Origin of the sequence: Poseidonibacter lekithochrous, assembly GCF_013283835.1 — a bacterium.
GTDB classification, from domain to species: Bacteria; Campylobacterota; Campylobacteria; order Campylobacterales; family Arcobacteraceae; genus Poseidonibacter; species Poseidonibacter lekithochrous.
The window spans coordinates 1788157-1814317 of the sequence record NZ_CP054052.1 but is presented as its reverse complement, the minus strand read 5'-3'; the positions used below and the strand labels follow the sequence as shown (position 1 = coordinate 1814317).

General features: G+C 26.6%; 18 protein-coding genes. 8 read left to right on the top strand and 10 right to left on the bottom strand.

Annotated features, from left to right (window positions below; translation table 11 throughout):
* Window positions 1-25: 25 nt before the first annotated feature.
* The gene (locus ALEK_RS08590) at window positions 26-1315 is read left to right on the top strand and encodes a M20/M25/M40 family metallo-hydrolase (protein ID WP_071625572.1); all 1290 of its coding nucleotides are present in this window, start codon (window positions 26-28) and stop codon (window positions 1313-1315) included.
* 208 nt (window positions 1316-1523) lie between these two features.
* On the top strand, window positions 1524-2216 hold the full coding sequence (locus ALEK_RS08585) for a DUF2461 domain-containing protein (protein ID WP_071625573.1): 693 nt from the start codon (window positions 1524-1526) through the stop codon (window positions 2214-2216).
* A 17-nt stretch (window positions 2217-2233) separates the two neighbouring features.
* On the opposite strand, the gene ALEK_RS08580 is transcribed toward ALEK_RS08585, so the two are convergent.
* The 4 genes from ALEK_RS08580 to ALEK_RS08565 all read right to left on the bottom strand — a co-directional run bounded on the left by ALEK_RS08580 (window position 2234) and on the right by ALEK_RS08565 (window position 6767).
* A complete protein-coding gene (locus ALEK_RS08580; RefSeq protein WP_071625574.1) occupies window positions 2234-2974 on the bottom strand; it encodes a uracil-DNA glycosylase family protein in 741 nt (246 codons plus the stop codon).
* Window positions 2975-3113: 139 nt separating this feature from the next.
* Window positions 3114-4277 (bottom strand): hypothetical protein, encoded by a 1164-nt coding sequence (locus ALEK_RS08575; protein WP_071625575.1) that lies wholly within the window; start codon window positions 4275-4277, stop codon window positions 3114-3116.
* A gap of 606 nt (window positions 4278-4883) precedes the next feature.
* A complete protein-coding gene (locus tag ALEK_RS08570) occupies window positions 4884-5225 on the bottom strand; it encodes a hypothetical protein (protein WP_071625576.1) in 342 nt (113 codons plus the stop codon).
* A 54-nt stretch (window positions 5226-5279) separates the two neighbouring features.
* On the bottom strand, window positions 5280-6767 hold the full coding sequence (locus ALEK_RS08565; RefSeq protein WP_164072416.1) for a sensor histidine kinase: 1488 nt from the start codon (window positions 6765-6767) through the stop codon (window positions 5280-5282).
* Window positions 6768-6964: 197 nt separating this feature from the next.
* On the opposite strand from ALEK_RS08565, the gene ALEK_RS08560 reads away from it, so the two are divergent.
* On the top strand, window positions 6965-8203 hold the full coding sequence (locus ALEK_RS08560) for a response regulator (RefSeq protein WP_071625578.1): 1239 nt from the start codon (window positions 6965-6967) through the stop codon (window positions 8201-8203).
* Between the two features lie 2 nt (window positions 8204-8205).
* Here the strand turns inward: ALEK_RS08560 and ALEK_RS08555 are convergent, their stop codons facing one another.
* Genes ALEK_RS08555 through ALEK_RS08545 form a run of 3 tightly spaced genes read right to left on the bottom strand, consistent with a single transcriptional unit; the run spans window position 8206 to window position 11951 of the window.
* On the bottom strand, window positions 8206-9324 hold the full coding sequence (locus tag ALEK_RS08555) for a sensor histidine kinase (RefSeq protein ID WP_071625579.1): 1119 nt from the start codon (window positions 9322-9324) through the stop codon (window positions 8206-8208).
* Between the two features lie 9 nt (window positions 9325-9333).
* Window positions 9334-11217, bottom strand: coding sequence for a sensor histidine kinase (locus ALEK_RS08550; protein ID WP_071625580.1), 1884 nt, complete (start codon window positions 11215-11217; stop codon window positions 9334-9336).
* Between the two features lie 8 nt (window positions 11218-11225).
* The gene (locus ALEK_RS08545; RefSeq protein ID WP_071625581.1) at window positions 11226-11951 is read right to left on the bottom strand and encodes a hypothetical protein; all 726 of its coding nucleotides are present in this window, start codon (window positions 11949-11951) and stop codon (window positions 11226-11228) included.
* 131 nt (window positions 11952-12082) lie between these two features.
* On the opposite strand from ALEK_RS08545, the gene ligA reads away from it, so the two are divergent.
* Window positions 12083-14041 (top strand): NAD-dependent DNA ligase LigA, encoded by a 1959-nt coding sequence (gene ligA, locus ALEK_RS08540; RefSeq protein WP_071625582.1) that lies wholly within the window; start codon window positions 12083-12085, stop codon window positions 14039-14041.
* Here the strand turns inward: ligA and ALEK_RS08535 are convergent.
* Complete coding sequence (locus tag ALEK_RS08535) at window positions 14038-15876, bottom strand: HAMP domain-containing sensor histidine kinase (RefSeq protein WP_071625583.1); 1839 nt, start codon at window positions 15874-15876, stop codon at window positions 14038-14040. The two genes, ligA and ALEK_RS08535, sit on opposite strands and share 4 nt — an antisense overlap.
* 9 nt (window positions 15877-15885) lie before the next feature.
* Window positions 15886-16671: a phosphate/phosphite/phosphonate ABC transporter substrate-binding protein gene (locus tag ALEK_RS08530; RefSeq protein WP_071625584.1), complete on the bottom strand. Its 786-nt coding sequence runs from the start codon at window positions 16669-16671 to the stop codon at window positions 15886-15888.
* 265 nt (window positions 16672-16936) lie between these two features.
* On the opposite strand from ALEK_RS08530, the gene ALEK_RS08525 reads away from it, so the two are divergent.
* Entirely contained in the window at window positions 16937-17410 is a 474-nt protein-coding gene (locus ALEK_RS08525; protein WP_071625585.1) for an acyl-CoA thioesterase, read from the top strand.
* 89 nt (window positions 17411-17499) lie between these two features.
* Here the strand turns inward: ALEK_RS08525 and ALEK_RS08520 are convergent, their stop codons facing one another.
* Window positions 17500-19086, bottom strand: coding sequence for an ABC-F family ATP-binding cassette domain-containing protein (locus ALEK_RS08520; protein WP_071625586.1), 1587 nt, complete (start codon window positions 19084-19086; stop codon window positions 17500-17502).
* 222 nt (window positions 19087-19308) lie between these two features.
* Here ALEK_RS08520 and ALEK_RS08515 point away from each other — a divergent pair, with 222 nt between their 5' ends.
* Genes ALEK_RS08515 through ALEK_RS08505 form a run of 3 tightly spaced genes read left to right on the top strand, consistent with a single transcriptional unit; the run spans window position 19309 to window position 26143 of the window.
* Window positions 19309-23301, top strand: a complete 3993-nt coding sequence (locus ALEK_RS08515) for a response regulator (RefSeq protein WP_071625587.1) — start codon at window positions 19309-19311, stop codon at window positions 23299-23301.
* Complete coding sequence (locus ALEK_RS08510; RefSeq protein ID WP_071625588.1) at window positions 23298-24950, top strand: CheR family methyltransferase; 1653 nt, start codon at window positions 23298-23300, stop codon at window positions 24948-24950. Before ALEK_RS08515 ends, ALEK_RS08510 begins: the two co-directional genes overlap by 4 nt.
* On the top strand, window positions 24947-26143 hold the full coding sequence (locus tag ALEK_RS08505; RefSeq protein WP_071625589.1) for a hybrid sensor histidine kinase/response regulator: 1197 nt from the start codon (window positions 24947-24949) through the stop codon (window positions 26141-26143). Before ALEK_RS08510 ends, ALEK_RS08505 begins: the two co-directional genes overlap by 4 nt.
* The last annotated feature ends 18 nt before the right edge of the window (window positions 26144-26161 follow it).

Below are 26161 nucleotides of genomic sequence, written 5' to 3'. Positions count from 1 at the left end.
TAATCAAAAAAAATAAAGGACAAACTTGAGCCAAATAATAGATATATTCAAAGAAATAACATCAATTCCAAGATGTTCGAAAACACATGAACCTTTTATTAATTATATGAAAGAACTATGCGAAAAATTAGATTATCTTTGTTTAGTAGATGAAGTAAATAATATTTTATGTAAGAAAAATGATTCAAAAGCAAAACTAGCTTTCCAATCACACTATGATATTGTATGTCTTAGTGATAATTGTGTGCCTGTAATTGTTCAAAATGGTGATATTTTAAGTGCCAAAAACTCTACTTTAGGTAGTGATAATGGTATTGGATGTGCTTATATGATTCAATTAATGCATGATAATGTAGATGGAGAATTCTTATTTACTTCTGATGAAGAGATAGGATTAATTGGTGCTAATAATTTGGATTTAGAACTAAATGCCCCTTATATGCTAAACCTTGATAGTGAAGAAGAAGGTGGAGTATGTATTGGTTGTGCTGGTGGAGTTGATATTTTTGCTAGTAACACTAATAAAAAGATTGTTCCAAATGATGAAAACCTAGACTTATATGAAGTGTCAATTTCTAAACTTCAAGGTGGACACAGTGGTGTTGATATTGATAAAAACATTCCAAATGGAATCAAATTAATAGCAAAAACTATAAAAGAAGCCAATGCTAAACTACTAGATATTAATGGTGGAGAGAGAATCAACTCAATTCCTGTTAATGTAAAAGCAATCATTGCATCAAAAGAAACTCCAATAGCATCTCATGAAAATATGGTTATTGAAAAGATTGATACAAAATCTGAACATCTAAATATTTTTGATGATAAAATTATAGATTTCTTATACAATTTCGAAAATGGTATGAGATCAATGAATGATGAATTAGGTGTAGTTCAAAACTCTATAAACCTTGCAATCATTTCTACAAACCCAGATGAAATAAAAATCGAATTAAGTGCAAGATCAATGGCTAATGATGAATTAGCAAACATCAAAGATGAAACTATCCAAATGTTAGAAGAGCATAATTTCACAGTTACAACTGATGGGAAATACCCTGCTTGGAAACCTGATATTAATGAGTTCACATCTAAGGTATTAGAGATTTACAAAGAGTTTAATTCTGAAGCATCATTAGAAGCTATTCATGCTGGATTAGAGTGTGCGATTTTCAAAGATAAGTATTCATCTATCAAAGTTGCATCAATTGGACCTAGTATTCAATTTCCTCATTCTAAAAAAGAACAAGTTTCAATTCAATCAGTTGAAAATGTTTTTAAAGTAGTTAAAAAAATAGTAGAAGAAATAAACTAATAAAATCATTTTTTACAAAGCTCTAGAAGGCTTTTTGGCTTAGAAAGGTACGACTTTAAGTCCAAAAGGCTGCTCACGGGCAAATTTGATGATTTAACCCAATAATACTAACTTATTATTGTATTTTATAAACTTCGTTATAACGTAATGCAAGTTTTTAATAGTAAATACATAATTTGATATAATACAAAAAAATAAAAGTGAAAAAATGGCATTTAATGGATTTAAAAAAGAAGCAATTACTTTTCTAAAAGATTTAGATAAAAATAATAGCAAAGTTTGGTTTGAAGATCATAGACATATTTGGCAAAAAAATATCTTAGAACCAAATGTAGATTTTGTTGAAGAAATGGGCGAGACATTACAAATACTTGTTCCAACAATAAAAGCTATTCCAAAAGCATCTGCTTCATTATTCAAAATATATAGAGATACAAGATTTTCAAAAGACAAAACTCCAATGAAAGATAAAATTGGAATTTTATTCTGGCAAGGAACAGCTCATAGAATGAGTAGTTCTAGTTTTTATTTCTTTTATAATAAAGATGAATACTATATAGCTTCTGGAATGAGAATGTTTAAACCACCAGTTTTAAAAGCATATAGAGAATATATCAAAGATGAAAAAAAAGCTAAAGAATTAATAGAAATTTTAGAAGATTTGAAAAACAAAGGTTATGAGATTAATGAACCTAAGTTCAAAAGAATTCCAAAAGGAATAGACAAAGATTATAAATATGCCCATTTAGCATTGTACGGAACGCTGAATGCTTCTATTTCTCAGAAACATGATGATAAGTTTTATTCTATAGAGATTGTGGATTATGCATTTTCAGTATTTGAAGATATGAAAGACTTACAAAAATGGCTTTATGAATTAAGCCTAACAGTAAAGAGTTAAGTACTCTTTATCTGTTTTTAGCTTTTTACTTTTTTAACTTCGTTTTTAATATAATTTATAACTGTATCTCCAAATTTACTTTTATTTCTATTTAAATAAATAGGATGATATGTTCTAATAGCTTTACCTTCAAAACACTCAAAGTCTGGATATTGTTTCAAGTCCATAACTGCACATTTCCATTCGTTAATATTCTCGAAATCACATATCTTATTGTATAGGTCTCTATAATCTTTATCTTTTATAACTAAAGGGTCAAAAAATAGCTTATCGTATGTATGCCCTGTAAAAAATATGATAATTTTTGGCTTAATAATTTCAATTTCTTTTGCAAGTACTTCATTATGAAAATGAACTATTTCTTCGTATTCTTTCTTTGAAGCTTTTGATATATTTCTATTTTCTTTTCCATCACCTAAATCAAATTTAAATAGGTTAGTCCAAACGGGAATGCAATCTTTATCATCAATAATATTTTTTACATATCTAAAAAAAATATTGTTCATATCTTTGTAGCTACGTTCCATGAAATTATCATAAATCTTCATTTGCTCATTAATACCACGTACATTAAAATCTTCATAGTTGCCATACCATGAGTTAGTCTCTTGACCAATAATCATAATATCTGTGTTGATATTCTCATTATTTAAACTAACTAAGTGAGGAGAGGAATAACTCTTTGGAATATCTGCACCTAAAAACTTATTTTCATAAAAATTAATTAACTTTTCTTGTTTATCACCATGTTGACTCATAATTATTTTATTCTCCATTTATTAAAATTTATATACATCATATTGAAGTATCTTATTTTCTTTCAACTCATTACAGTATATCTATGTAGTTTGAGGTAATGAACTTTTTCTAACTGTCTTTTTCATTTGTAGGAAACCCTTAAAAAGGTATTTTATTACTTGAGATACTTACGGGCATCCAAGGTAACTTATGCTCAGAGACTATAAAGCTATTTCCTGTACAATATTCATTCTCTCCCCAATATTCTACTCCATTATAATCTTCAATATTTTCAAAAAGTGGTCTTTTGTCTAAATTCCAATATTTATCGCTTGCTTCATTTTTTTTATAATAAATTGTCTTTTTATTTAATAATATAGCTTCAGCAATATTATCGTTTGAAAGTAGTTCTACATCTTTATCAATATAATTGAAAATTATCAACAGCTCTTTTAAAATAACATCCCAATTATTAAGAAGTAAATTTTTTGAGAAAACAAGATTAATTTTTTTCTTAGGTTGATTATCCAAATAGTCGATAACACTTTCCTCAACAAAAATTACATTATTTCTTAAAATAGGAGATTCTTTTAATATATTTGTAGTTTTTATATTAGTCACATCACAACACATGAGCGTATCAAATTCGTATGAAGTGTGTAGTTTTTTTATATTTAAATTGATTTGTATTTTTATCCAATTTTGCTCTATATCTTGATATAGAAATAGACAAAAATTTTCAGAAATAATATCTTTTATGTTTTTGTACCATATTGCTTTAGTATTTGTTGGAACGTCGATAGTGATATTTGTAATATCATTTAATGTTTTTTCTACTAAAAGTAATGTATGTTTTACATTTTGTTTAATCACGTCTAGATCTTGTTCATTAATTGGTCTAAAATGAGCTAAAGCATTTCTTATCGCCCCAATTTCAAGCAGTTTATGCTTAATAATCTCCTTCTTCGCTTTAAAATATCTGTTAAAATACTTCCAATTCTTATCATGCATAATTATGTCAATTAGCTCACCACTTGATAAGTACAACATAGGTGAATTAATTTCACAAGTTAAATATCCATAATCCTCATCTTGATTTTTACGCTGATTAGAAATACTTTTTATTGTTTTATTATCTTTAATATTAGTTTCATCCCACTTTTCTTTTAAGTTTTCTTTTAAAATAATATAAACAAATACTCTTAAAAAGTTTTCAAATCTAAAAAGAATATTTAATGCTTCATAATAATGTATGTGTAACCAATCATCTGGTACTTTTATTTCTTTTGTTTCTATATTAGTTATTATCTCATTCCATTTCAAACTATAAATCCTTATATATTAGTGAACTCTATATTTTAATTAATAAACATATTATTTTATTGTTATACGTATACTTTATTTCTTTTTAGTTATTCTACAAGAAGTCAAATAATGAAGTAATTAGTTATTAAATAGTAGTTTTATAGGAGCTTGTATAATTTACATATTTGTTAGTAGAAATACAATTATAAGTTTTTATGATTTTAGTTTTCTGCTTCATATAACTGATGGAAGTATTTAATTTAGTTATTGTACCTTTATCAGATAAAAAAAGAGTATTCCTACTTCTTCATCTGTGAAAGCAAATATATATAAGCTTTATTAAGTCTTTTTCGTAAATTCATTAATATCTTTAGAGTAAAAGCTATATAATCTAGCTATGGATTAAATCCAATTATACAAATTTCAAAATTTATAGTTTTTCTAGAAATCTTATAATAGATAAAAAACTATATATTACTGAAACACAGAAAAAAATTAATTGTTAAAATATACAATATAGGTTAGTATGAAATTAAAATAAAAATAAATAAAATTTTAAAGATATGAAAGATTTACAAAAATGGCTTTATGAATTAAGCCTAACAGTAAAGAGTTGAGTACTCTTTATTTGTTTTTAGCTCTGTTGATTTCAGTTGTGTATTTATATACCATATAATCGAACATTCTTGAACCTTGGTTTTTTTGAAAGAAAAAAAACATTTCAATTAGTCTGTACGACATTCTAAAAAATGCAGTAAAAGGTACTAAGTACGTAATTATTGTAGTTTGTGTTCTGTATGGATAATACATTTCCATTTGTTCTTTTAGCTCTTTTAAAACAACACTTTCTTCTTGTAATTTATCTCTATCACTACTAGATATAACTCTAATTGCCATCAAGAAATTTACTACAAACATAAATGCATTTAAATTCCAGCCCATAATACATATATCAATATAACTCATTGTAACTCCGTTCTATGAAATTATATCCATCATTTTTTGTGTTTAGATTAAATATTAAATAATTATTCTAAATAAAGCTCCATAGTATGAAATATCCTCAACTTCAAAGGATTTATTCATAACTTCAAGCTCACCTTCCATATGTTTTGTCACAATTTCTTGCGTCATAAACAGTCCGATTCCCGTACCTTGACTTTGGTGTTTTGTAGTAAAATATGGTTCAAATATTTTATCTTTTATATCCTCAGGAACACCACCTGCATTATCTTGAATATCAATAACTATTTGATCATTACTACTATAAATAGAAATACAAATGATTTTCTTATCATCACCACTTTCGAATTTTGATAGAATCGCATCTTTTGCATTATTAATAATATTTAGCAACACTTGCATAAATTCATTTTTATAGTTGTAAACTAAAATACTTTTATCATAATCTCTTTTGATTTCTATATCATTATTTTTGAAACTCATTTCAACTAAATCAAGAGTTTTATCAGTAGTTTTAGCCAAATCAAACTCTATTCTTTGTTTGTCTCGCTCAAAGAAGTTTTTGAAATCATCAATAGTATTTGAGAGATAAGTAGTTGTATTCATAATATTTTTTAGAGAATCTTCCAAAATATCATCGTCCAAAGTCTTAAACTCTTTTTGTAATAAAATACCACTTGTACAAGTAGAAATAACAGATAATGGTTGTCGCCATTGATGGGCAATATTTTCTAGCATCTCACCCATTGCTGCCATTTTTGATTGTTGGATTAGTAGTTTTTCTTTTTGTATACTCTCTTCTTCATAAGCTTTAAATCTAGATAAATCATATACATTTACTACAACTCCAATGATTTTATTGTCTATTGAATGATATGGCTCATAATGTACTTGTAAATACAATAGTTTACCAGCAATATCAACCTCTTTTTCAAATTCAATAGATTCTCCTAATAATGCTCTGTCAAATCTTTCTTTTACTACGTCATTAAAATATTCTTCACCTAATAGATCTTTTAATGTTAATCCGATTATCTCTTCTTTTGGTCTTTTAAATACTTTTGTATAATATTCATTTACTGATTTGTATCTATAGTCTCTATCAACTAAGGCTAAGAAATTCATTGATTTCTCTAATGCTTTGTCATAATAACTTAAGATATTTTCTCTCTCTTTTCTACTTCTTAAATCTTTAAATAAACCAATTATATAAGTATCATTTTCAATTGTAATAAGAGAAGGGGAAATTTCAACAGGGATAATATTATTTTCAGAATCAACTACAAGATGTTCAATTGGCTCAACATCTTTATTATTCATCAAAGCTTCAATATGAGATTTGAAATCATTTCTAATTGTTGATTCATCAATTGCAGGATGTAATTGACTTTGATTTAATGAAATAACTTCATCATAAGGTCGATTTACAAGTTCACAAGCTTTATTATTAGCTTCTACTATTTTACCTGTTTTTATATCAGCAACAAAAACAGCAACCGGTAATTGATCATATAGTTTTTTATAAAAATCTATACTATTAGACAAAGGCATTTCCATCTCCAAAAAAAAGATTTTAGTTATTTATAAATTCTACCTCTTTTAAAATAAGATATTCATAAGTTATTTTAAGATAATCACAAAATCAAACGAAAAGCAAAGAAAAATCGTTATATAGTTATAAATATATTATTATTTTAAGATATTTATATTATTATAAATAAGCAAATAAAAAAGGCAAACAAATGGTAAATAGAGATTTTCTAAAGAAGTTAAGAATCTTATTTGTTGAAGATGAAGAACTAGCAAGAAAACAATTAGAAAAAGTATTAAAAAGACTATTTAATGACGTTGTTATTGCAAAAAATGGACTTGAAGGTTATCAAAAATTTCAAGAGTATAAATTAAGTGATACAAAAATTGATTTAATCATCAGTGATATTAATATGCCACAAATGAGTGGACTTGAAATGTTAGAAAAAATAAGAGTAAATGATCCAGATACTCCTATCATATTCTCAACAGCTAGATCTGAAACAGAATATTTATTAAAAGCTATTTCATTAAATGTTGTACATTATGCATTAAAACCAATCGATATTGAAGATATGGTATTAAAAATTGAAAAAGTTTGCGAAAAGAAATTTTATGAAAATATTATTCATCAAAAAACACAAGAATTACAAGAGTATTTAAAAATAATTAATAATGTTGCATCTATTCATAAAATGGATAATGAAGGAAATATTACCTTTGCAAACAATCTATTTTTACACTCTACTGCTTATAAAAAAGAAGATATTCTTACTAAAAATTTTAGTGATATTATTAGTCCAGATGTTGACAAAAAGATGTTAGCTAGAATCTGGGATACAATTTCTGATAATAAAACATGGAAAGCTGATTTAAAATATATAGATAAAGATGGGCACTCATTTTATATTAAAAGTACAATCTTTAAAATATCTGGTAATGGAAAAGAGGAATATATAAATATTGGTTTTGATTCTACTTCTGAAGTAAATGAAAAACGTGAATTTAGAAAGAAAATTCTAAGTAGTATGAAAGATAAAAATCTTGAAGTAGCACAGTCTCAAAATAATACAAAACAGTATGAACAACTAGCTTACAATCTACAAGAAGAGTTAAAACTAGTAAAACAAAAACATGCAGACTTAACAAGTCAAATTAACTATTATGAATCTGAATTACTAAATGTTGATGATAGAGTTGCAAAGAACTTAAAAGTTAAAAATACAGAAGTAGATATGCTAAAAGATACTCTAGCAAAAAATAAACATGAAAAAGATACATATACAAGTACTATTAGAAAACTATCAGAAGACCTTGGGAATTCTAAGAATCAAGTAGATTCACTAACAGATACTGTAAAAAGAAAAGATAAAAGAATTGAAGACCTACTAGGAATAATTGAGATTAGAGAATCTCAATTAAAAAAACTAGATAGTGACTTCCAAAAGTAGTATTAACTAGGTTTATTATTTGGAACTACAATAATAAACTTAGCTCCCTGCCCTGTATTTTGTATTTTTAAATCACCTTTAAAACTTGTTTTTACAACTAATTTAACCATATAAAGTCCAGTTCCTGTTCCATACTCTTTAGTTGTATAATATGGATCAAAGATTTTTTCTAAACTTTCTTCTTTAATTCCCCCAGCTGTATCTTCAACAATTACAATTGAATATCTGTCTTTTGTCATTGAAGTAATATTAATATTTCTATTATCAATTGATCTTTCAATAAAAGCTTCTTTTGCATTCGTTATCAGATTTAGAAATACTTGTTCTAGTTCTGTTTCAACGCCATAAACTGTCTCTTCCCCAACTTGTGAGTTTAGCACTACATTACTAGTCTCTAGCTGCTTATCTAGCAGTTTTACAGTCTTTTCTAAAGCATCTTTAACAGTAAACAATCTTTTCTCTTTTTTAGGATTAAAGAAGTTCATAAAACCATTGATAGTTTCAGTCATAAATGCAATTTGTTCTTTGGTGTTTTTATGAAACTCTTCAACAAATTCATCATCTATTTCATCATATTTATAAGAGTCTTTCACATCACCACAATACAATGACATATTATTTAATGGTTGTTTCAATTGATGTGCAATTACACCAATCATTTCACCCATTGTTGCCATTTTTGATTGGTGAATTAATAATTGATCTTTTTTGTTTATTTCAGCTTCACTTGTTTTTTTACCTTCAAATAAATCAATATAAACTTTAAGTTTAGCACTTAATAAAGTATCATCAATTGGTTTTGAAATATACTCAACAGCACCAAGATCAAACCCTCTTTTTTGGTAATCATCTTTATCATAGATACCTGTAATGAAAATAATTGGTATATCTTTTGTAGCATCCACAGATTTTAAATACTCTGCAAACTGAAATCCATCAATATCAGGCATTTGAATATCACTAAGTATTAAATCAACACTGCTTTTCATTAGTATTTCCATACCTTCATTTGCACTCAAGGCTGATAAGATATTAATATCAAAACTATCTTCAATAATAAGCTTTAATGAATGAATATTTTCCGAAACATCATCTACTAATAAAACTGTAAACTTTTCCATATTTTTCCTTTAATTAATACTTGCTATAAATTCTTCTTTATTCAATGGCTTTTGTTGTACCATGTCTGCTTTTTCATTTATATTGTTATTTAATTCATCTTTATAAACAACAATACTTCTTGTAGATATATTACTAACAATTCTTTCTATTTCATTTTCTTTTTGATTATGTACATCTATTATTATTAGGTCATATTTCTTTTGTTTGAACTTCTTAATAAAATCAACTGTATTTGATGCTTGATCAACCTTATGAGATTTATTAAGCTCTACAATAATAGACATAAATGTTAATGGGTCACTATTTAAAATAAGAATATTCTTATCAAAACTGTTATTTTGTTCAAGTGTTTTATTTTCAACAATACCATTAGTTTTACTTGTTTTATTTGTAACTTTTTCTTTATTTTTGGGTAATGACACAACAAAAGTAGTACCAACATTTACAGTACTTGTTACATGAATATCCCCATGTAATAAACCTAAAAGTTCTTTTGAAATAGCGAGTCCAAGACCAGTACCACCGAACTTCCTAGTAGTACTACCATCTGCTTGTTTAAATCTATCAAAAATATGATCTAATTTATTTTTTTCAATACCTATACCATCATCTTTTACAAAGATAGTAAAAGTATCTTCTTTGTTTTCAATTATAAATGAAACTTTTCCTTTTTTTACAAACTTCAATGCATTACTTAATAAGTTTTTTACAATTTGTTTTATTCTATTTGGATCACTATAAATATCACCAATTTCATCATCACATTTAAAAACAAAACTAATCTCTTTTTCAATAGCTTGAGGTTCAATCATATCTTTGATTTCATTCATTAATCTAGGTAAATCAACCTGAGTCATATCCAACTCAACTTCACCTGCTTCTAGTTTTGAAATATCAAGAATATCGTTTATTAGAAATAATAAGTCATTACCACAATTGTTGATAATATTTAGATTTTTAACTTGTTTTTCATTTAGTGATAAATCTTTATTTTTCATCATTACAGAAGAAATTACATTAATAGAATTAAGAGGAGTTTTCAACTCATGACTCATATTGGCTAAGAAATCATTCTTATATTTATTAGCTGTTTCCAAATCTTTTTTCTGTTTATCTTGAATAATTGTAAGCTGCTTCATATTTATAAATGATTCATTAATTCTTTTACTCATAATATTAAAAGTATCTGCAAGAGTATTTAATTCATGTTTTTTCTCAGTATTTAGATTAATCTCAAGCTCATGAAAATCTTTTTCATCGAATTCTTTTGTTGCATTAATAATAATCTCTAAAGGTTTATTTAATAACTTATTTGCAAAATAAATAAATAAAACCCATAAGATTAAAGCACTTGTTAATACATTAATTAAAATAAGATAAACACCTTCTTTTGCAATATTTATTAACTCATTTGATTCAATGTAAAATGTTATATTTGCCAAAACTTCCCCAGGGGAATTTACTTCGTCGATTAATTCAAACTGGTGTTTTATCAACTCTTTTTTATAAATAACATCAATTTTATTGTTAGTATCAAAAACATAACTATCAATATTTTTATAAGTATTTAATACTGTACCTTGTAGTAGTAAGATTTCTTCATTAGGAGTAATAATAGAAATCCCAGTAATTGTAAGCCCCATTATTATGGCATTAGACTCACTATTTAGTTTTGATTGATCAAAATGCCATACACTATTAGCAATAATTTTATTATATGCCTTTTCAGTTTTTACAAGTTCTTTATCAAGTAAATCTTTTGTAATTACGTACTCTTTGTAGACCTGATAAGAAGTGATAATTAAAACAAAAAGTATATACCAGAAGAATATTTTCTTAAAAAGTAAATATCCTATGGTATCTTTGTATTTAAAGAGACTTGAATTCTTCATTACATCTCTTATTTAAAGTCTAAATCTAAAGTATTTAAAAAAGTATTTAAATCTTTATTTTTTATATTTGTCATAATATTTCTCATATATTTTTGATGAGCAGTTTTAGAAACATACAATTTATTAAATACTTTATTTTCTTTAATATAATGTTTATAAGCTGAATAAGGCAACAAAGTCACATCAGCTCTATTAGCTTGAATAACATGTAAGTTTTCTACTTCACTTACTCCATTAATTCTTTTTATTTTTCCTTGTTTTACTAGGTCATCAATGCCAACATATTTATGACCAGAAATACCTATTAAACTCAGACCAATAAGAGATTCAGGAGATGTATAATCGATTTTTGAATTACTTGATGAAACTATTACATTAGAATCATCTAGTAGTGGCGTCCATAAGAAGTTTTCTTTAGAGTCTTTTCCAAAACCCCATTTTTGATTTACCCATAGAACAATCCAGTCTTTTTTACACTCTTTTGTTGAAAGGCATTGTTTATTTATCCATGGTTTTAATATATAATTTAACCTACTTCTAGGAACAATTTTTAATTTGAAAAGATATTTACCCTCTGCTTTACTATTTAAATAATCAATAACTTCGTATGTTAATCCATAATTATAATCCACAATAAATGGAGCATGTTTGTGATATGAATAAACTGTTATCTCTTTTTGAGCCATAAGGTTAGTAAGAAAAAGTAAAATTAAAACGGAAATTATTTTTTTCATCTTGTATCCTTTTAATTATAATAACATAATAATATATTATCAAAATAATATTAAAAATCCTGAATAAAGCCTATTAATAATGATTTTTTTGCTAAAATACCGATATTAAATTGAATAAAGAGATAATATATATGACTGAAATTTTTTCACATGAACAATATGAATTAGAAATACAAAAAATGATATCTTGGGCACATGCCTATTACGTTGAAGACAACCCACTAGCTACTGACGAAGAGTACGACCAACTTTCACGAGCTTGTTTAGCTTATGAACAAACTTACCCACGAAATTCTCATCCAAATTCTCCTAATAAAAGAGTGGGAGGATATGTATTAGAAGGCTTCGAGAAAGCTTCGCATTTATCTAGAATGTGGTCACAAGAAGATGTATTTGATACACAAGAGTTAGTTGATTGGATTAATAGGGCAAAAAAAGTACATAGTGATTTAGAATTTATGTGTGAACCAAAATTTGATGGGGCATCTTTAAATCTTATATATGAAAATGGACTTTTAAAACAAGCAATTACAAGAGGTGATGGAAGTATTGGAGAAGACGTTACTAATAATGTAAAAACAATCCACTCTATTCCACTTCAAATAAAAGAAAAAGGTCTTTTAGAAATTAGAGGAGAAATAGTTATCAAAAAAGATGACTTTGAACAAATAAATGAACAAAGACTTAAAGATAATGAAGCAGCTTTTGCAAACCCTAGAAATGCAGCTGCTGGAAGTTTAAGACAACTAGACCCAAATATTACAGCTAAGCGAAAACTATTTTTTAATGTATGGGGAGTTGGAGAAAATACTTTAGAGTTTGATAGAACATCTGACATGATGCAATATATTTACTCACTTGGATTTGCAACTCCACCACTTCAAACAATCACTACAACAGTTGATGGAATTGAAGAAACATATCACAAAATTATTGCGGCAAGAGACTCTATTGAAATGATGCTTGATGGTATGGTTGTAAAAATCAATCATATTGAAGTACAAGAAGAGCTTGGATATACAGTAAAATTCCCTAGATGGTCTTGTGCTTATAAATTCCCAGCAGTTGAAAAAACTACAAAGATAAAAGATATTATCCAACAAGTTGGACGAACTGGTGTTATTACTCCAGTAGCTGTGGTTGAGCCTACTCATATTGAAGGAAGTATGGTTGAGAGAGCAAGTTTACATAACTATGATGAAATTGAAAGATTAGATTTAAGAATCAATGATGAAGTAATTATCATAAAATCTGGTGATATTATTCCAAAAATCACTAAAGTATTTACAGATAGACGAGATGGATCTCAAAAAGAAGTAGCTAGACCAACACAATGTCCAGAATGTCAAAGTGAACTTTTAGATGAAGGTACACTAATTAAATGTCAAAACTTAGATTGTCCAAGTATTGTAACAAACTCAATAATTTATTTTGCATCTAAAAACTGTATGAATATTGATGGTTTAGGTATTAAAATAGTTGAGCAGTTAGTAAAAGAAAAAAAGATATATGATATTCTAGATTTATACTCTTTAAAATATGAAGATATGCAAGATATGGAAGGTTTTAAAGAGAAGAAAATCTCAAACTTACTTAATGCAATAGCAAATACAAAAGGTACTGCACTTCATAGAGTTATAAATGCTTTAGGAATTGAACATATTGGAGAAGTAGCTTCCAAACAAATCTGTTTAGAATTTGGACTAAATGTAATCAATATTGATTTAGATTCACTTATTGCATTAGATGGAATTGGTGAACAAATGGCTAAATCCTTTGTAGAGTTTATGAGAGTTAATAATGCTCTTGTATTAAAACTTATTGACTTTATTGATCCAGAAGTTGAAGTAAGAGTTGAAGTAGAAGAAAATGCATTTAAAGATACAACTGTAGTTTTAACAGGAACTATGACTAAAAGTAGAGGTATTATCAAAAAAGACTTAGAAGCACTTGGAGCAAAAGTAAGCTCATCTGTTTCTAAAAAAACTGATTATCTAATCTATGGAGAAGATGCAGGAAGTAAATATGATAAGGCTGTAACACTTGGAGTTAAAACTCTAACACAAAGTGAAATGGAAGCAATGATTTAATCATTGCCTTCGTTTTGCATTAGTGAAATTAACTTATTTTTATCTAAGGGTTTATTTATAATACTATTTTGATTTACTCTATTATCTTTCATAAAAGCATTCTCACTATCAGAAATTAAAATTAATTTCCCATCATTAATAGTAAATAACTTATCCAAGTCATTACTACTTAAAGTACTAATATCAATTATAATAAAGTCAAAAAGTTCATCATTAGACTTCTTAAAAAATTCATTTATATTGCTTGTTTGTGTTAATTCATAGTTTTTATTTAATTCTACAACAACACTAAAAAATACTAAAGGATCATTATTGAATAAAAGAATACGTTTTTGCGCAGCTTCAGTATTTTCATCTAGCACAGCTGTTTCATTGTAATTTACATTTTTCATATCAACTTTATCTTCATTAATAGGTAATACTATTCTAAAAATTGTGCCAACATTAACTTTACTTTTTACTTCTATTTCTCCATCCATTAATGTTGTTAGTTCTTTACATATAGCAAGTCCAAGACCAGTTCCACCAAATTTTCTAGTTGTACTTCCATCCACTTGTTTAAATCTATCAAAAATATGTTCTAATTTATCTTCAGGAATACCAATTCCATCATCTTTAACCATAATCTCAATATTATTATCTAATTTTTTTACTAACAGTTTGATACTTCCATCTTTTACAAACTTTAATGAGTTACTTAATAAGTTTTTGATTATCTGTTTTACCCTATTTCCATCGCAATAAAAATAACCAATATTTTTATCACATTCAAAAATAAAATCTAATTTTTTCTGTTCAACTTGAGGTAAAAACATATTGTTAATATCACTCATTAAAGCATAAATATCTAAAGTAGTACAATCTAGGTGTATTTCCCCTGCTTCAAGTTTAGAAATATCTAAAACATCATTTATTAAAAACAATAAATCATTACCACAACTATTTATAATACTTAGATTTTTCACTTCATTTTCATCAAATCTATTCTTTTTATTTTTCATCATAATTGAAGAAATAACATTTATAGAATTTAGAGGTGTTTTTAGCTCATGACTCATATTTGCTAAAAAGTCATCTTTTGATTTATTAGCTTCTAATAATTCATTTTTTTGATTATTTAATTCTAATGCAAGGGTTTTTAGTTTTGATCGCCTCTCTTGTAAATCTAGTTTCATTTGATGTAAGGAGTTGGCAAGGATACCCATTTCGTTGGTTTTATTTTGGTATGGAATATCAGGATTTTTCCCTTCACCAATTTCTTGAGAAACCTCTGATAATCTTGTAAGCATTACAGTTAACTTAGAACCAATTATATATGAAAGTATAGTAGAAATTAGAATCTCAATAGCAATAATTATTAAAGTGGTTTCTTTATTGTTTTGAATAAATTGTTGGTTCTCACTTAAATCAAATATGATATACATGGCACCTAAGTATGAATCATCAACAAGAAGTTCTTTATATTTTAGTTTATAAAATTCATTTTCAAATGAATAAACAAAATCATCTTTTACTTTAATTATATCTTCAATTTTTATATCTTTAAAATTAAATTTTTCAGATAAAACTCTATTTTGACTATCTAATAATATGATTGAATTAACATAATCTAATTCTTGTGTTTTTACTAGTAAGTTATCAATAGTTGCTAAATCATAGATACTTAAAGGAACTTTTAGAAGTTCCTCTAAGAAAGATACATTTGAATTAATTTTATCTTTAATTAGTTTATCTGATGAATTATTTATAGCAATAAAGTTCATTGTTACAATCAGAATAATAAAAAATGCTTCTAAAAGTACAAAGGATACGATAAACCGATATTTAAATGACATAACTACCTACTAATCAGCTTTTTTAACTTCTTTTATTACATCATACTCAGCAGAATTTGTAACAATAAAGTTTTTGATACTTAATGATTTTTTTATCTCTTTTGGCATAGCTAAAAATGCTTTTTGAATTTTCATAATATCATCATTTTTTACTCTTGGATGAGCAGCAATTGGGTGACTTGGATATGCATCAGTTTTGTAAACAATATTTAACTTATCTTTATCATTTTTATCAACAAAATTATTAAATGTTCTTACAATTCCACCACCTAAATATCCAATACCTCTTGAGATACCTTTATAAACAGAATCATGTGAATTTACATATAAAACTTTTGCTTCTTTATCAATATCTATGCCAAACTTTTCTCTTAATTCAAATTTAGGTAATAAAGTTGCTGCAAATGCATTAGGTGCTGGGAATAAAAAAGTTTTACCAGCTAAATTATCTTTTGAAAAATCAACTTCTTTTTCTTTTGATAAAACAATTCCAACGATATTTTTATCAGCTCTTGTGAAAGCTTCAAAGTTTTGAGTTTTCTTAGCAACAATAAAATGATAAGGATTCATATAAGCAATATCATATTTACCAGCATATAACATTTTCTCAAATTTTGGTATTGAAGTTTCAGTTTTAAATACAACTTTAATACCTGTTTGTTCTTCTAGGTATTTAGTGACCTTTAACCACTTTTTTGCAAGTTTCAATGGGCTTTGTTGAGGAACAACACCTAATACTAATTGTGCTGAATAACCATACACAACTAATAACATTAATAATATTAACTTTTTCATATCAAATCCTTGTTTTTAGGATTATTATAACAGAATTAGGTTATAAAAATATATAAAGAATAATTTTTTATATATTATTTTCTTTATTATTTAATGACTTATTTTTAAGTATATTTAAATAATTAAAAAATAAATAGAGTAAAAATGTTACTTTTTTCTATACTTTGACAAACTCAGTCAAGATTTAATTAAATTGCTACGTTTATACTACTCTTTTAGTCTATAATTGTTGAAATTTATCAATAATTATATAAGGTTACAAAAAATGAGCGAAGAAGTAAAAAGAGAAAAATCTCTTACTATGACAATGTTAATGACTCCAGATAAAGCAAACTTTTCTGGGAAAAATGTTCACGGTGGTGAAATTTTAAAAATGCTAGACCATGTTGCATATGCGTGTGCAGCGAGATATACGGGAATGTATGCAGTAACATTATCAGTAGATATGGTATTATTCAAAAATCCTATTAAGATTGGTTCTCTTGTTACTTTCCATGCTTCAGTTAACTATACTGGTAGAACATCAATGGAAATTGGTATTAAAGTAATTTCTGAAGATATTAAAGATCATACAATTAAAAATACAAATGTATGTTACTTTACAATGATTGCTGTTGATGAAGACGGTAAACCAAGTCCAGTTCCAAAATTAGACTTACAATCTGAAGATGATAAAAGAAGATATAACGATGCTATCACTAGAAGAGAAAGCAGAATGGCATCAAGACACTCTAAATAATTAATATTTATTTTTAGTATTACTAAAAAAGGGAAAGATGAAATTCATCTTTCCCTTTTTTTATATAGATAAAACTCAAGAAGAGTTTATTAAGCCTTAGACTCAATAAATTCTTCGTAAGATCCTTTGAAATCAATGATTGTTCCATCTTCTTGAATCTCAATAATTCTATTTGCGTAAGCGTCAAGTAATTCCCTATCGTGAGAAACACAAATAACAGAACCTTGATATGCAAGTAATCCTTCACCTAATGCAATAATTGCTTCTAAGTCAAGGTGGTTTGTAGGCTCATCAAGAACCATAAAGTTTGGTTGTTCTAACATGATTTTTGATAAGAACATTCTGTGTTTTTCCCCACCAGAACAAGACTTAACTTGTTTTTCTTGCTCAGTACCATTAAATAACATTCTACCTAAACAGTTTCTAATTTCAGCAATATCAGCATCTCTATCGAAGTTTCTTAACCAATCGTAAAGTGTAATATCTCCAGAAATTAAATCTGTAGCATTTTGTGGGAAGTAACCATTTTGAATAGTAGCACCCCAGTGAACATTACCAGTATCAGGACTTAAGTTTTCTACCATAATTTCACATAAAGTAGTTTTACCTGCACCATTTGGTCCAATTAATGCAATTTTATCATCTTTTTCAACATTAAAAGAGATATCATTTAAAACAACTTCTCCATCAAAAGATTTAGAAATATTTTTAAGTGATAATAGTTCTTTTCCTACTTCTCTTTTTTGTTTAAAGATAATAGAAGGATCTCTTCTTGAAGAAACTTGAATAGAACCAACATCTAATTTATCAAGTTGTTTTTGTCTAGAAGTTGCTTGTTTTGCTTTAGAAGCATTAGCTGAGAATCTTCGAACAAATGCTTCAAGTTCTTCTTTCTCTTTTAACTTCTTACTCATATCTTTTTCATTTTGCTTAGCAATTACAGTAGATGCAATATACCAATCATCATAGTTACCAGAGAATTCTCTAATTTGTTTGAAGTCAACATCTAAGATATTAGTACAAACAGCATTTAAGAAGTGTCTATCGTGAGAGATAACTACCATAGTACCATCATGATGTTGTAATTGATTTTCTAACCAACCAATTGTTTCAATATCAAGGTTATTCGTAGGCTCATCTAGGAATAATACATCTGGTTTTGGATATAAAACCTGTGCAAGTAAAACCTTGAATTTATCTCCACCAGTAATAGTTGACATTAAATCACTTTGTTGTGCTGCAGGGAAACCTAAATCTTCTAAGATTTTAGTAATCTTTACATCATACTCATAAGTTGGATCTTCTTCACAACAAATGATTTCTAATTCACCTAGTTTATCACCAACTTCATCAGTGTACTCTTCTAAGTATAATTCTTCTTTTTGCTTAATTGCATCATATAGTCTTTTGTTTCCTAAAAGTACTGTATCAAAGATTGAGTAATCTTCGTATGCAAATTGATTTTGTCCTAAAGTTCCAACTTTTTTACCGTTTTGAACTTGAACTTCACCCTCAGTTGCATCTTCTATTCCAGATAAGATTTTTAAGAAAGTTGTTTTACCAGCACCATTAGCACCAATAAGTCCATATCTTTTTCCAGTATCTAGTTTAACGTTAATCTCTTGAAATAAAACTCTTGAACCAAAAGCTTTTTTAAGGTTTACAGTTTGAACCATATTATTGTATTCTCCATTGTTGATATTCTTTTATAATTATTCCGCGATTATAGCGAAAAAAAACTATTTTAATATTAAGAATGTTTATTTTTTTTAAAAAGTAATTTAATCAGTACAATAAATAATTTAAAAATGTATAAACAAAGCTCATAATACTTTAATTACATAGTATTATCTATATTATGTTAAAATAAATAATAATTATGCATAAAGAGATTCTGAATGAAAAACATTTCTATCAAACTTAAACTAATAATCTTAATTAGTTTGTCGTTATTAGTACTAGCATCAACGCTAGGAATTGTATCTATTAACAAGATGAAAGATACCTTGATTGACTCCCAATATAAAAGTTTAACTGCAGCAAGAGATTCAAAAATTGAGCAACTTAACAATATTTTTAAACTTTATAAAAAACAAATCAACCTTTTAGCCGTTACAAGTTATGTAAAAGATTTAACAGTTGAATTTGAAGATATTCATAAAGAAATTGGTATTGATCCTTATGGTAAATTTCCTACTAATAATAAAGAAGTAAAAGCAGCACTTCCAAAATGGGATTCTTTTTATAAAAAGTATACTGATACTTACCCTTTTGATGATGTTTATGTAATTTCTGCCCAATATGGTCATGTATTATATTCTTATGCAAAGAAAAATGATTATGGTTCAAACTTATCAAATGGCGAGTATAGAAAAAGTGCATTAGCAAAAGTTTGGCATAAAGCAAAAAAATACAAAAGAGTAGTTTTCTTTGATATGCAAGCTTATGAGCCAAGAGCTGGTGAAGCTTCTATGTTCCTAGCAGTTCCTGTTTATATTAATAGAGAATTCAAATCTGTATTAGTTTTCAAAATTGAGAACTCTTATATCCAAGATATTATGCAATTTAGAAGTGGGTATGGTGATACACAAGAAGATTATCTAGTTGGTAATGACCTATTAATGAGAAGTGATAGTTTCCTAGCTCCAAAAACTCACTCTTTAAAAAACTCTTTTAAATACCCACAATCTGGTAAAGTTGATACAGTTGCAACTAAAAATGCATTAAGAGCTATGAGTGATACTCAAATCATTACAGATTATCAAGGCCATAAAGTATTAAGTTCTTATACTAATTTTGATTTTGATGAAGAGTTAAGATGGGCAGTAATTTCTGAAATTGATTTAAATGAAATTCTTGAAAAACCAAATCAGCTAAGAGATACAATATTAATAATTACATTAATTGCCATTATCTTTGTAATGCTTTTATTATATATTGTTATTGAAAAATATATTATCAATTCATTAAATAGATTCCATCATGGATTAAATAGTTTTTTCAAATATCTTAATAGAGAAGCTAATGATGTTGAAATGTTAGATGATTCAACAAAAGATGAAATTGGTACTATGAGTAAGGCTGTAAATACTGGTATTGAAAAAGTTAGAAATACAATTCAGAAAAATGATGATGAAACATGGATTAAGGATGGTGTTAATAAATTAAATCAAATTCTTATTAATATAAAATCTTTAAATGAAGTAAGTACTCAATCAATTAATTTTGTTAGTAATTACATTACTGCTGGGGTTGGAGTTTTATATATCTACAATAAAAACAACGATAAATTAGAGCAATACTCAAGTTTTGCCCATGTAGTTAGAGATGAACTTTCTTCTTCATTTAGAATGGGTGAAGGAATTGTTGGTCAAGTTGCATTCCAAAAACAAGCTATCTTATTGCGAAATATTAAAAAAGATGAGAATTTAATCACAACAGGAACTGTAACTCAATCTTCTTACAATACATATACATTCCCATTAATTTATAATGATGAATTATTTGGTGTTGTTGAATTAGGTTCATTTGATGAGTTTGATAAAAATAGTATTGATTTCTTAGATGCAATTAACAAAACAATTTGTATTGCCCTATCAACTGCACTTCAAGCAAATAAAGTTCAAGAGTTATTAGATAATACAAAAATTGCTAATTCTGAATTAGAGAGAAAACAGTTTGAATTACAAGAAGCTAATGCTCAAATGGAAGAACAACAAGTTCAACTAGAAGAAGCTAACTCAAATATGGAAGAACAACAGCAACAGCTTGAAGAAGCTAATGCGAATATGGAAGAGCAACAGCAACAACTTAAAATTTCTGAGCAAAACTTAAAACTTCAAAATCAACAATTAGAAGAGACAAAAATTGATATTGAAAGAAAAGCTGATGAACTAACTCAATCAGGTAAATACAAATCAGAATTCTTAGCAAACATGAGTCATGAGCTTAGAACACCTCTTAACTCAATTATTCTATTATCTTCACTTCTTGAAAAAAATAGTAAGAAAACATTAAATAATGATGATATTAAAAAAGCACAAACAATTTTTGAATCTGGAAATGATTTATTAAGGCTTATTAATGATATTTTAGACTTATCAAAAGTTGAATCTGGGAAAATGCAAGTTATTATTGATAACTTTGATAGTTCAGAATTATTAAGACAAATGAAAAATACATTTGATTTTACAGCACAAGATATGGGACTAGAGTTTAAAATCATTGATGAATATAAAAATATAATTCATAATGATAGAGATAGAATTGCACAAATCATTAGAAATTTAGTATCAAATGCCTTTAAGTTCACAAAAGAAGGTTCTATCACACTTAAAATTGAGAAATCAAATGATGCTAGCAAAGACTTTAGAATCAGCGTTATTGATACAGGAATAGGAATTCCTAAAGAGAAACAAGACTTAATATTCAAAGCCTTTACACAAGCAGATGGTGGAACAAGTAGAGAATACGGTGGAACTGGTCTTGGATTATCAATTTCAAAAGAATTCTCTAAATTATTAGGTGGATATATATCTTTATCATCAGAAGTTAATATAGGAAGTATTTTTAGTATTGATTTACCAAACCTAAAATCTAGCGATGTTGAAAATGTAAGTGTTCATGCTCAAAACATAGAAAGCACTAAAACTATTGAAAGTAAAAAAGAGTTTACTCCTTTAGTTCATACAAGATCAAAAACACCAAATGATGATAGAAATATAATCAGTGAAAATGACGAAGCTTATTTAATAATAGATGATGATGAAATCTTTGCAGAAGTAGTTTATGATGAAATCAAAAAAGATGATTCATTAGCTTTAATGGCATTTGATGGAACATCTGGACTTGAATTAGTAAACAACTATAATATCAAAGGTATTATGCTTGATTTAACTCTTCCTGATATGGATGGGGTTGATGTATTAAAAGAATTAAAATCAAATACAAAAACTAGACATATTCCAGTTCATGTAATTTCTTCAAAAGATAAAAATCATGAGACACTAGAACTTGGAGCTATTGGATACTTACAAAAACCAGTTTTTGATGGTGATATTAATGAAGTAATTACTTCTATTGATTCTTTCCAAAAGAAAAAGATCAAAGATTTACTAATTGTCGAAGACAATGAAGTACATAGAGAAGCACTAATAGAACTAGTTGGTGTTGGTGTTAATATTACTGGTGTTAAAAGTGCTAGTGAAGCTATTGAAGAAGTAAAAAAAGAGTTATATGACACAGTTGTAGTTGATTTAGGTTTAATGGGAAGTAGTGGTTATGAAGTATGTGAGTATATTAAAAATGTACACCCTAACCTACCAATTATTATCTATACGGGTAAAGATATTACAAATGAAGATAAAATCAAATTACAAGAATATAGTAATAGTATTATTATAAAAACAGCTAATTCTAATGAAAGAATCTTAAATGAAATTAATCTTTTCTTACATAGAGATAACCATGAAGAAGAAACAAATAATGAAATCTTTGAGTTAATTGATTTAAGTGAAACAAATATTTTAATTGTAGATGATGATATAAAAAACATCTTTGTATTAGATGCTGCATTAAAAGAGTTTGATGCTAATACTTTTACAGCCTTTAATGGAAAAGAAGCTTTAGAGTTATTAGAGAAGAACAATAACATTGATTTAATTCTAATGGATATTATGATGCCTGTTATGAATGGTTATGAAGCTATGGAAAAAATAAGAGAAGACAAGAATCTTCAACATATTCCAATTATTGCAGTAACAGCAAAAGCAATGAAAGATGATAGAGAAAAATGTATTAGTTTAGGTGCTGATGATTATATGTCAAAACCAATTGATTTAAACATTTTAGGGAATTTAATAAAAGTGTGGAGTAGTAAAAAACATAAATGAATATAATTGCTCATGAACAAGAAGGTATAAGAAAGATCATTGTGCAGGATTTAGATAAAAAATCCTCAATCAAAGATCTATTATCTTACCTTACAGTAGATACTAAAATTGAAATCAATTTTCTAAATATTCAAATTATTCCTAGAAGTATTGTATTAAAACTTCAAGAGATTAAAGAGAACGTTACTATATTTACAAATGAATCAACACTAAAAAGTTATTTAATGAATTTAGGTTTTGACCTAAAATATCATAACAACTATGAAGATAAATTCAAACTACTAAATTTAGAATACTTAGCATTAGCAGGAAGCGCAGGAAGTCTTTCTCGTTTTATTAAGATAATACAAGACTTACCAGAATCTGATATTTCAGTTTTTATTATCATGCATCAAAAAGCAGATAAAAAAAGTACCCTAAGTGAAATACTACAGAAGTATACTAATAAGTATAAAGTAGTAGAAGCAAAATCTGATATGAAAATTGAACCTTCTACTATTTATGTTGCACCTCCTGGAAAACATTTAGTTACTGTATCTGGATATATTTTCTTAACAGATGAAGAGAAAAGAAACTTTTCAAAACCATCTATTAGTACCTCATTTGAGTCATTATCTAATGATTATAAGAATAGATTATTGTGTGTTTTAGTTTGTGGTTATGGAGCAGATGGAAGTGATAGTCTAAAATTGTTACATCAGAATAATACTTCTGTTATTATTGAAGATCCTAGTCAATGTGAAGCAAAAGCAATGCTTGAAAATGCTATAAATACAAAGTATTTTACAGATGTCTTATCAATAGACGATATTATAAAATATATAAAATTTAATATAAATGATGATTTTTTCACACAAGAGCAAATTGAAAGTTTTTTAATTAAAATTAATGATAAATATGGATATGACTATAGTGGATATAGTATTAAACATATTAAAAGAAGAATACATCTTTTTTATACAGCATTAAAACCAAATAGTTTTCATGATTTTGAAAATATTATTTTAAATAATAAAAGTATATTTAAAGATTTGTTTTTGAATATTTCTGTTAATATTACGACATTTTATAGAAATCCGAAAGTATTTAAGTTACTAAGAAATGAAATATTACCTAAGCTTGATAGTTATTTAGATATCAAAGTTTGGTGTGCTGGATGTAGTAGTGGTGAAGAGCCCTACTCTATAGCTATATTCTTAAAAGAACTTGGATTATTAGATAGAAGTTTAATATATGCAACAGATTTAAATGATGTTATTTTAAAAAATGCAGAAAATGGACTATATTCAAAGGATAGTTATAATAGATTTTTAAAACATTATTACCAAGCAGGCGGAGATGAAAGCTTTAGCAAATACTTTATTGATCATGATAATTTTGTAGAAATAAATGAAGAGATAAAAGACAAAATATTGTTTTTTAGGCACAACTTAGCATTAGATGCAAAACTAAATGAATTTCAATTAATATTTTGTAGAAACGTATTGATTTATTTTGATAAAGATTTAAAAAATAAAATCTTTGATTTATTCAAAGAGTCCCTTGATTCCTATGGGTTTTTAGTTTTAGGGGAAAGTGAATCATTAAATAAAAATGAAAAATATTTAACAATAGATGAAAAAAATAAGATTTATAAGAGGAAAAAATGAAAAATATAACTGTACTTGCTGTTGATGATATAGAAGCAAATAGAATATCCTTACAGTACTTAATAGATGAGTATATTGATAATGTTGAACTTCTTTTAGCCTCAAGTGGTGAAGATGCCTTAAAAATTACATACACAAATGACGTTGATATAATTATATTAGATATTCAAATGCCAGGCCTTGATGGTTTTGCAACTGCAAAATACTTAAAGAGTAATCCTAAAACTCAAGATATTCCAGTAATATTTTTAACTGCTGCATTTAAAGAAGAAGAGTTTCAACAAAAAGGTTTTGAAATTGGTGCAATTGATTATTTAACAAAACCTATAGATAATCACCAATTTACTAATAAGCTAAAATTATATAAAGAAATTATTCTAAAAAACAAAGAATTAAAAGCTGTAAATGATAACCTATATACTGCATTACAAAATGAAATACAATTAAAAGAAAAAGTTCAAACACAACAACTAGAAATTGTTGAACAAAGTAAAATGGCAGCATTAGGAGAGATGATTGGGAACATAGCTCACCAATGGAGACAACCTTTATCAGTAATCTCTACATGTGCCTCAGGAATGCATTTAAATATCAAATTAGATTTAATTAAAGCAGAAGAGTTAGAAACAAATATAGATATGATAATGAAAACAACAAATGAGTTATCAAATACTATAGATAACTTCAGAGATTTTACATATAAAGATAAAATCAAACCTTTTAATCTATCAGAACTTATTAATAAATGTATTAACACTGAAGACTATATTTTATCAAAGAATGACATACTAATAATTACAAGCTTAGATGATGATATTGAGGTAACAAACCTTGCAAATAGCCTATTCCAAGCTATGATAAATATCATTCATAATGCAATTGAAGCCTTAAATAAAATAGAAGGTAAAAAGTATGTTTTCATTTGTACAAAAAAAGATGAACATGATAACATTGTATTAACTATCAAAGATAATGCAGGTGGAATTAAAACAGAGAATATTCATAAAATATTTGAACCATACTTTACAACAAAACATAAATCTCATGGTATAGGACTTGGATTAAATATTGTTTATAAAATAATTAATGATTCTATGTTAGGAAATATAAAAGCTAAAAACAGTAGATTTAAATTTAATGAAGAAAGCTATGAGGGTGCAAAATTTGTAATTACCCTTCCAAAAGAAATATAAAAGAAGAATTAACTTCTT

Coding starts and splice junctions, on each gene's coding strand:
- ALEK_RS08520 (WP_071625586.1), bottom strand. CDS start 19,086: ATGGTTCAAACTGTAAACCTTAAAAAAGCTTTTGGTTCAAGAGTTTTA.
- ALEK_RS08555 (WP_071625579.1), bottom strand. CDS start 9,324: ATGGAAAAGTTTACAGTTTTATTAGTAGATGATGTTTCGGAAAATATT.
- ligA (WP_071625582.1), top strand. CDS start 12,083: ATGACTGAAATTTTTTCACATGAACAATATGAATTAGAAATACAAAAA.
- ALEK_RS08550 (WP_071625580.1), bottom strand. CDS start 11,217: ATGAAGAATTCAAGTCTCTTTAAATACAAAGATACCATAGGATATTTA.
- ALEK_RS08560 (WP_071625578.1), top strand. CDS start 6,965: ATGGTAAATAGAGATTTTCTAAAGAAGTTAAGAATCTTATTTGTTGAA.
- ALEK_RS08545 (WP_071625581.1), bottom strand. CDS start 11,951: ATGAAAAAAATAATTTCCGTTTTAATTTTACTTTTTCTTACTAACCTT.
- ALEK_RS08585 (WP_071625573.1), top strand. CDS start 1,524: ATGGCATTTAATGGATTTAAAAAAGAAGCAATTACTTTTCTAAAAGAT.
- ALEK_RS08535 (WP_071625583.1), bottom strand. CDS start 15,876: ATGTCATTTAAATATCGGTTTATCGTATCCTTTGTACTTTTAGAAGCA.
- ALEK_RS08510 (WP_071625588.1), top strand. CDS start 23,298: ATGAATATAATTGCTCATGAACAAGAAGGTATAAGAAAGATCATTGTG.
- ALEK_RS08530 (WP_071625584.1), bottom strand. CDS start 16,671: ATGAAAAAGTTAATATTATTAATGTTATTAGTTGTGTATGGTTATTCA.
- ALEK_RS08515 (WP_071625587.1), top strand. CDS start 19,309: ATGAAAAACATTTCTATCAAACTTAAACTAATAATCTTAATTAGTTTG.
- ALEK_RS08505 (WP_071625589.1), top strand. CDS start 24,947: ATGAAAAATATAACTGTACTTGCTGTTGATGATATAGAAGCAAATAGA.
- ALEK_RS08570 (WP_071625576.1), bottom strand. CDS start 5,225: ATGAGTTATATTGATATATGTATTATGGGCTGGAATTTAAATGCATTT.
- ALEK_RS08525 (WP_071625585.1), top strand. CDS start 16,937: ATGAGCGAAGAAGTAAAAAGAGAAAAATCTCTTACTATGACAATGTTA.
- ALEK_RS08580 (WP_071625574.1), bottom strand. CDS start 2,974: ATGAGTCAACATGGTGATAAACAAGAAAAGTTAATTAATTTTTATGAA.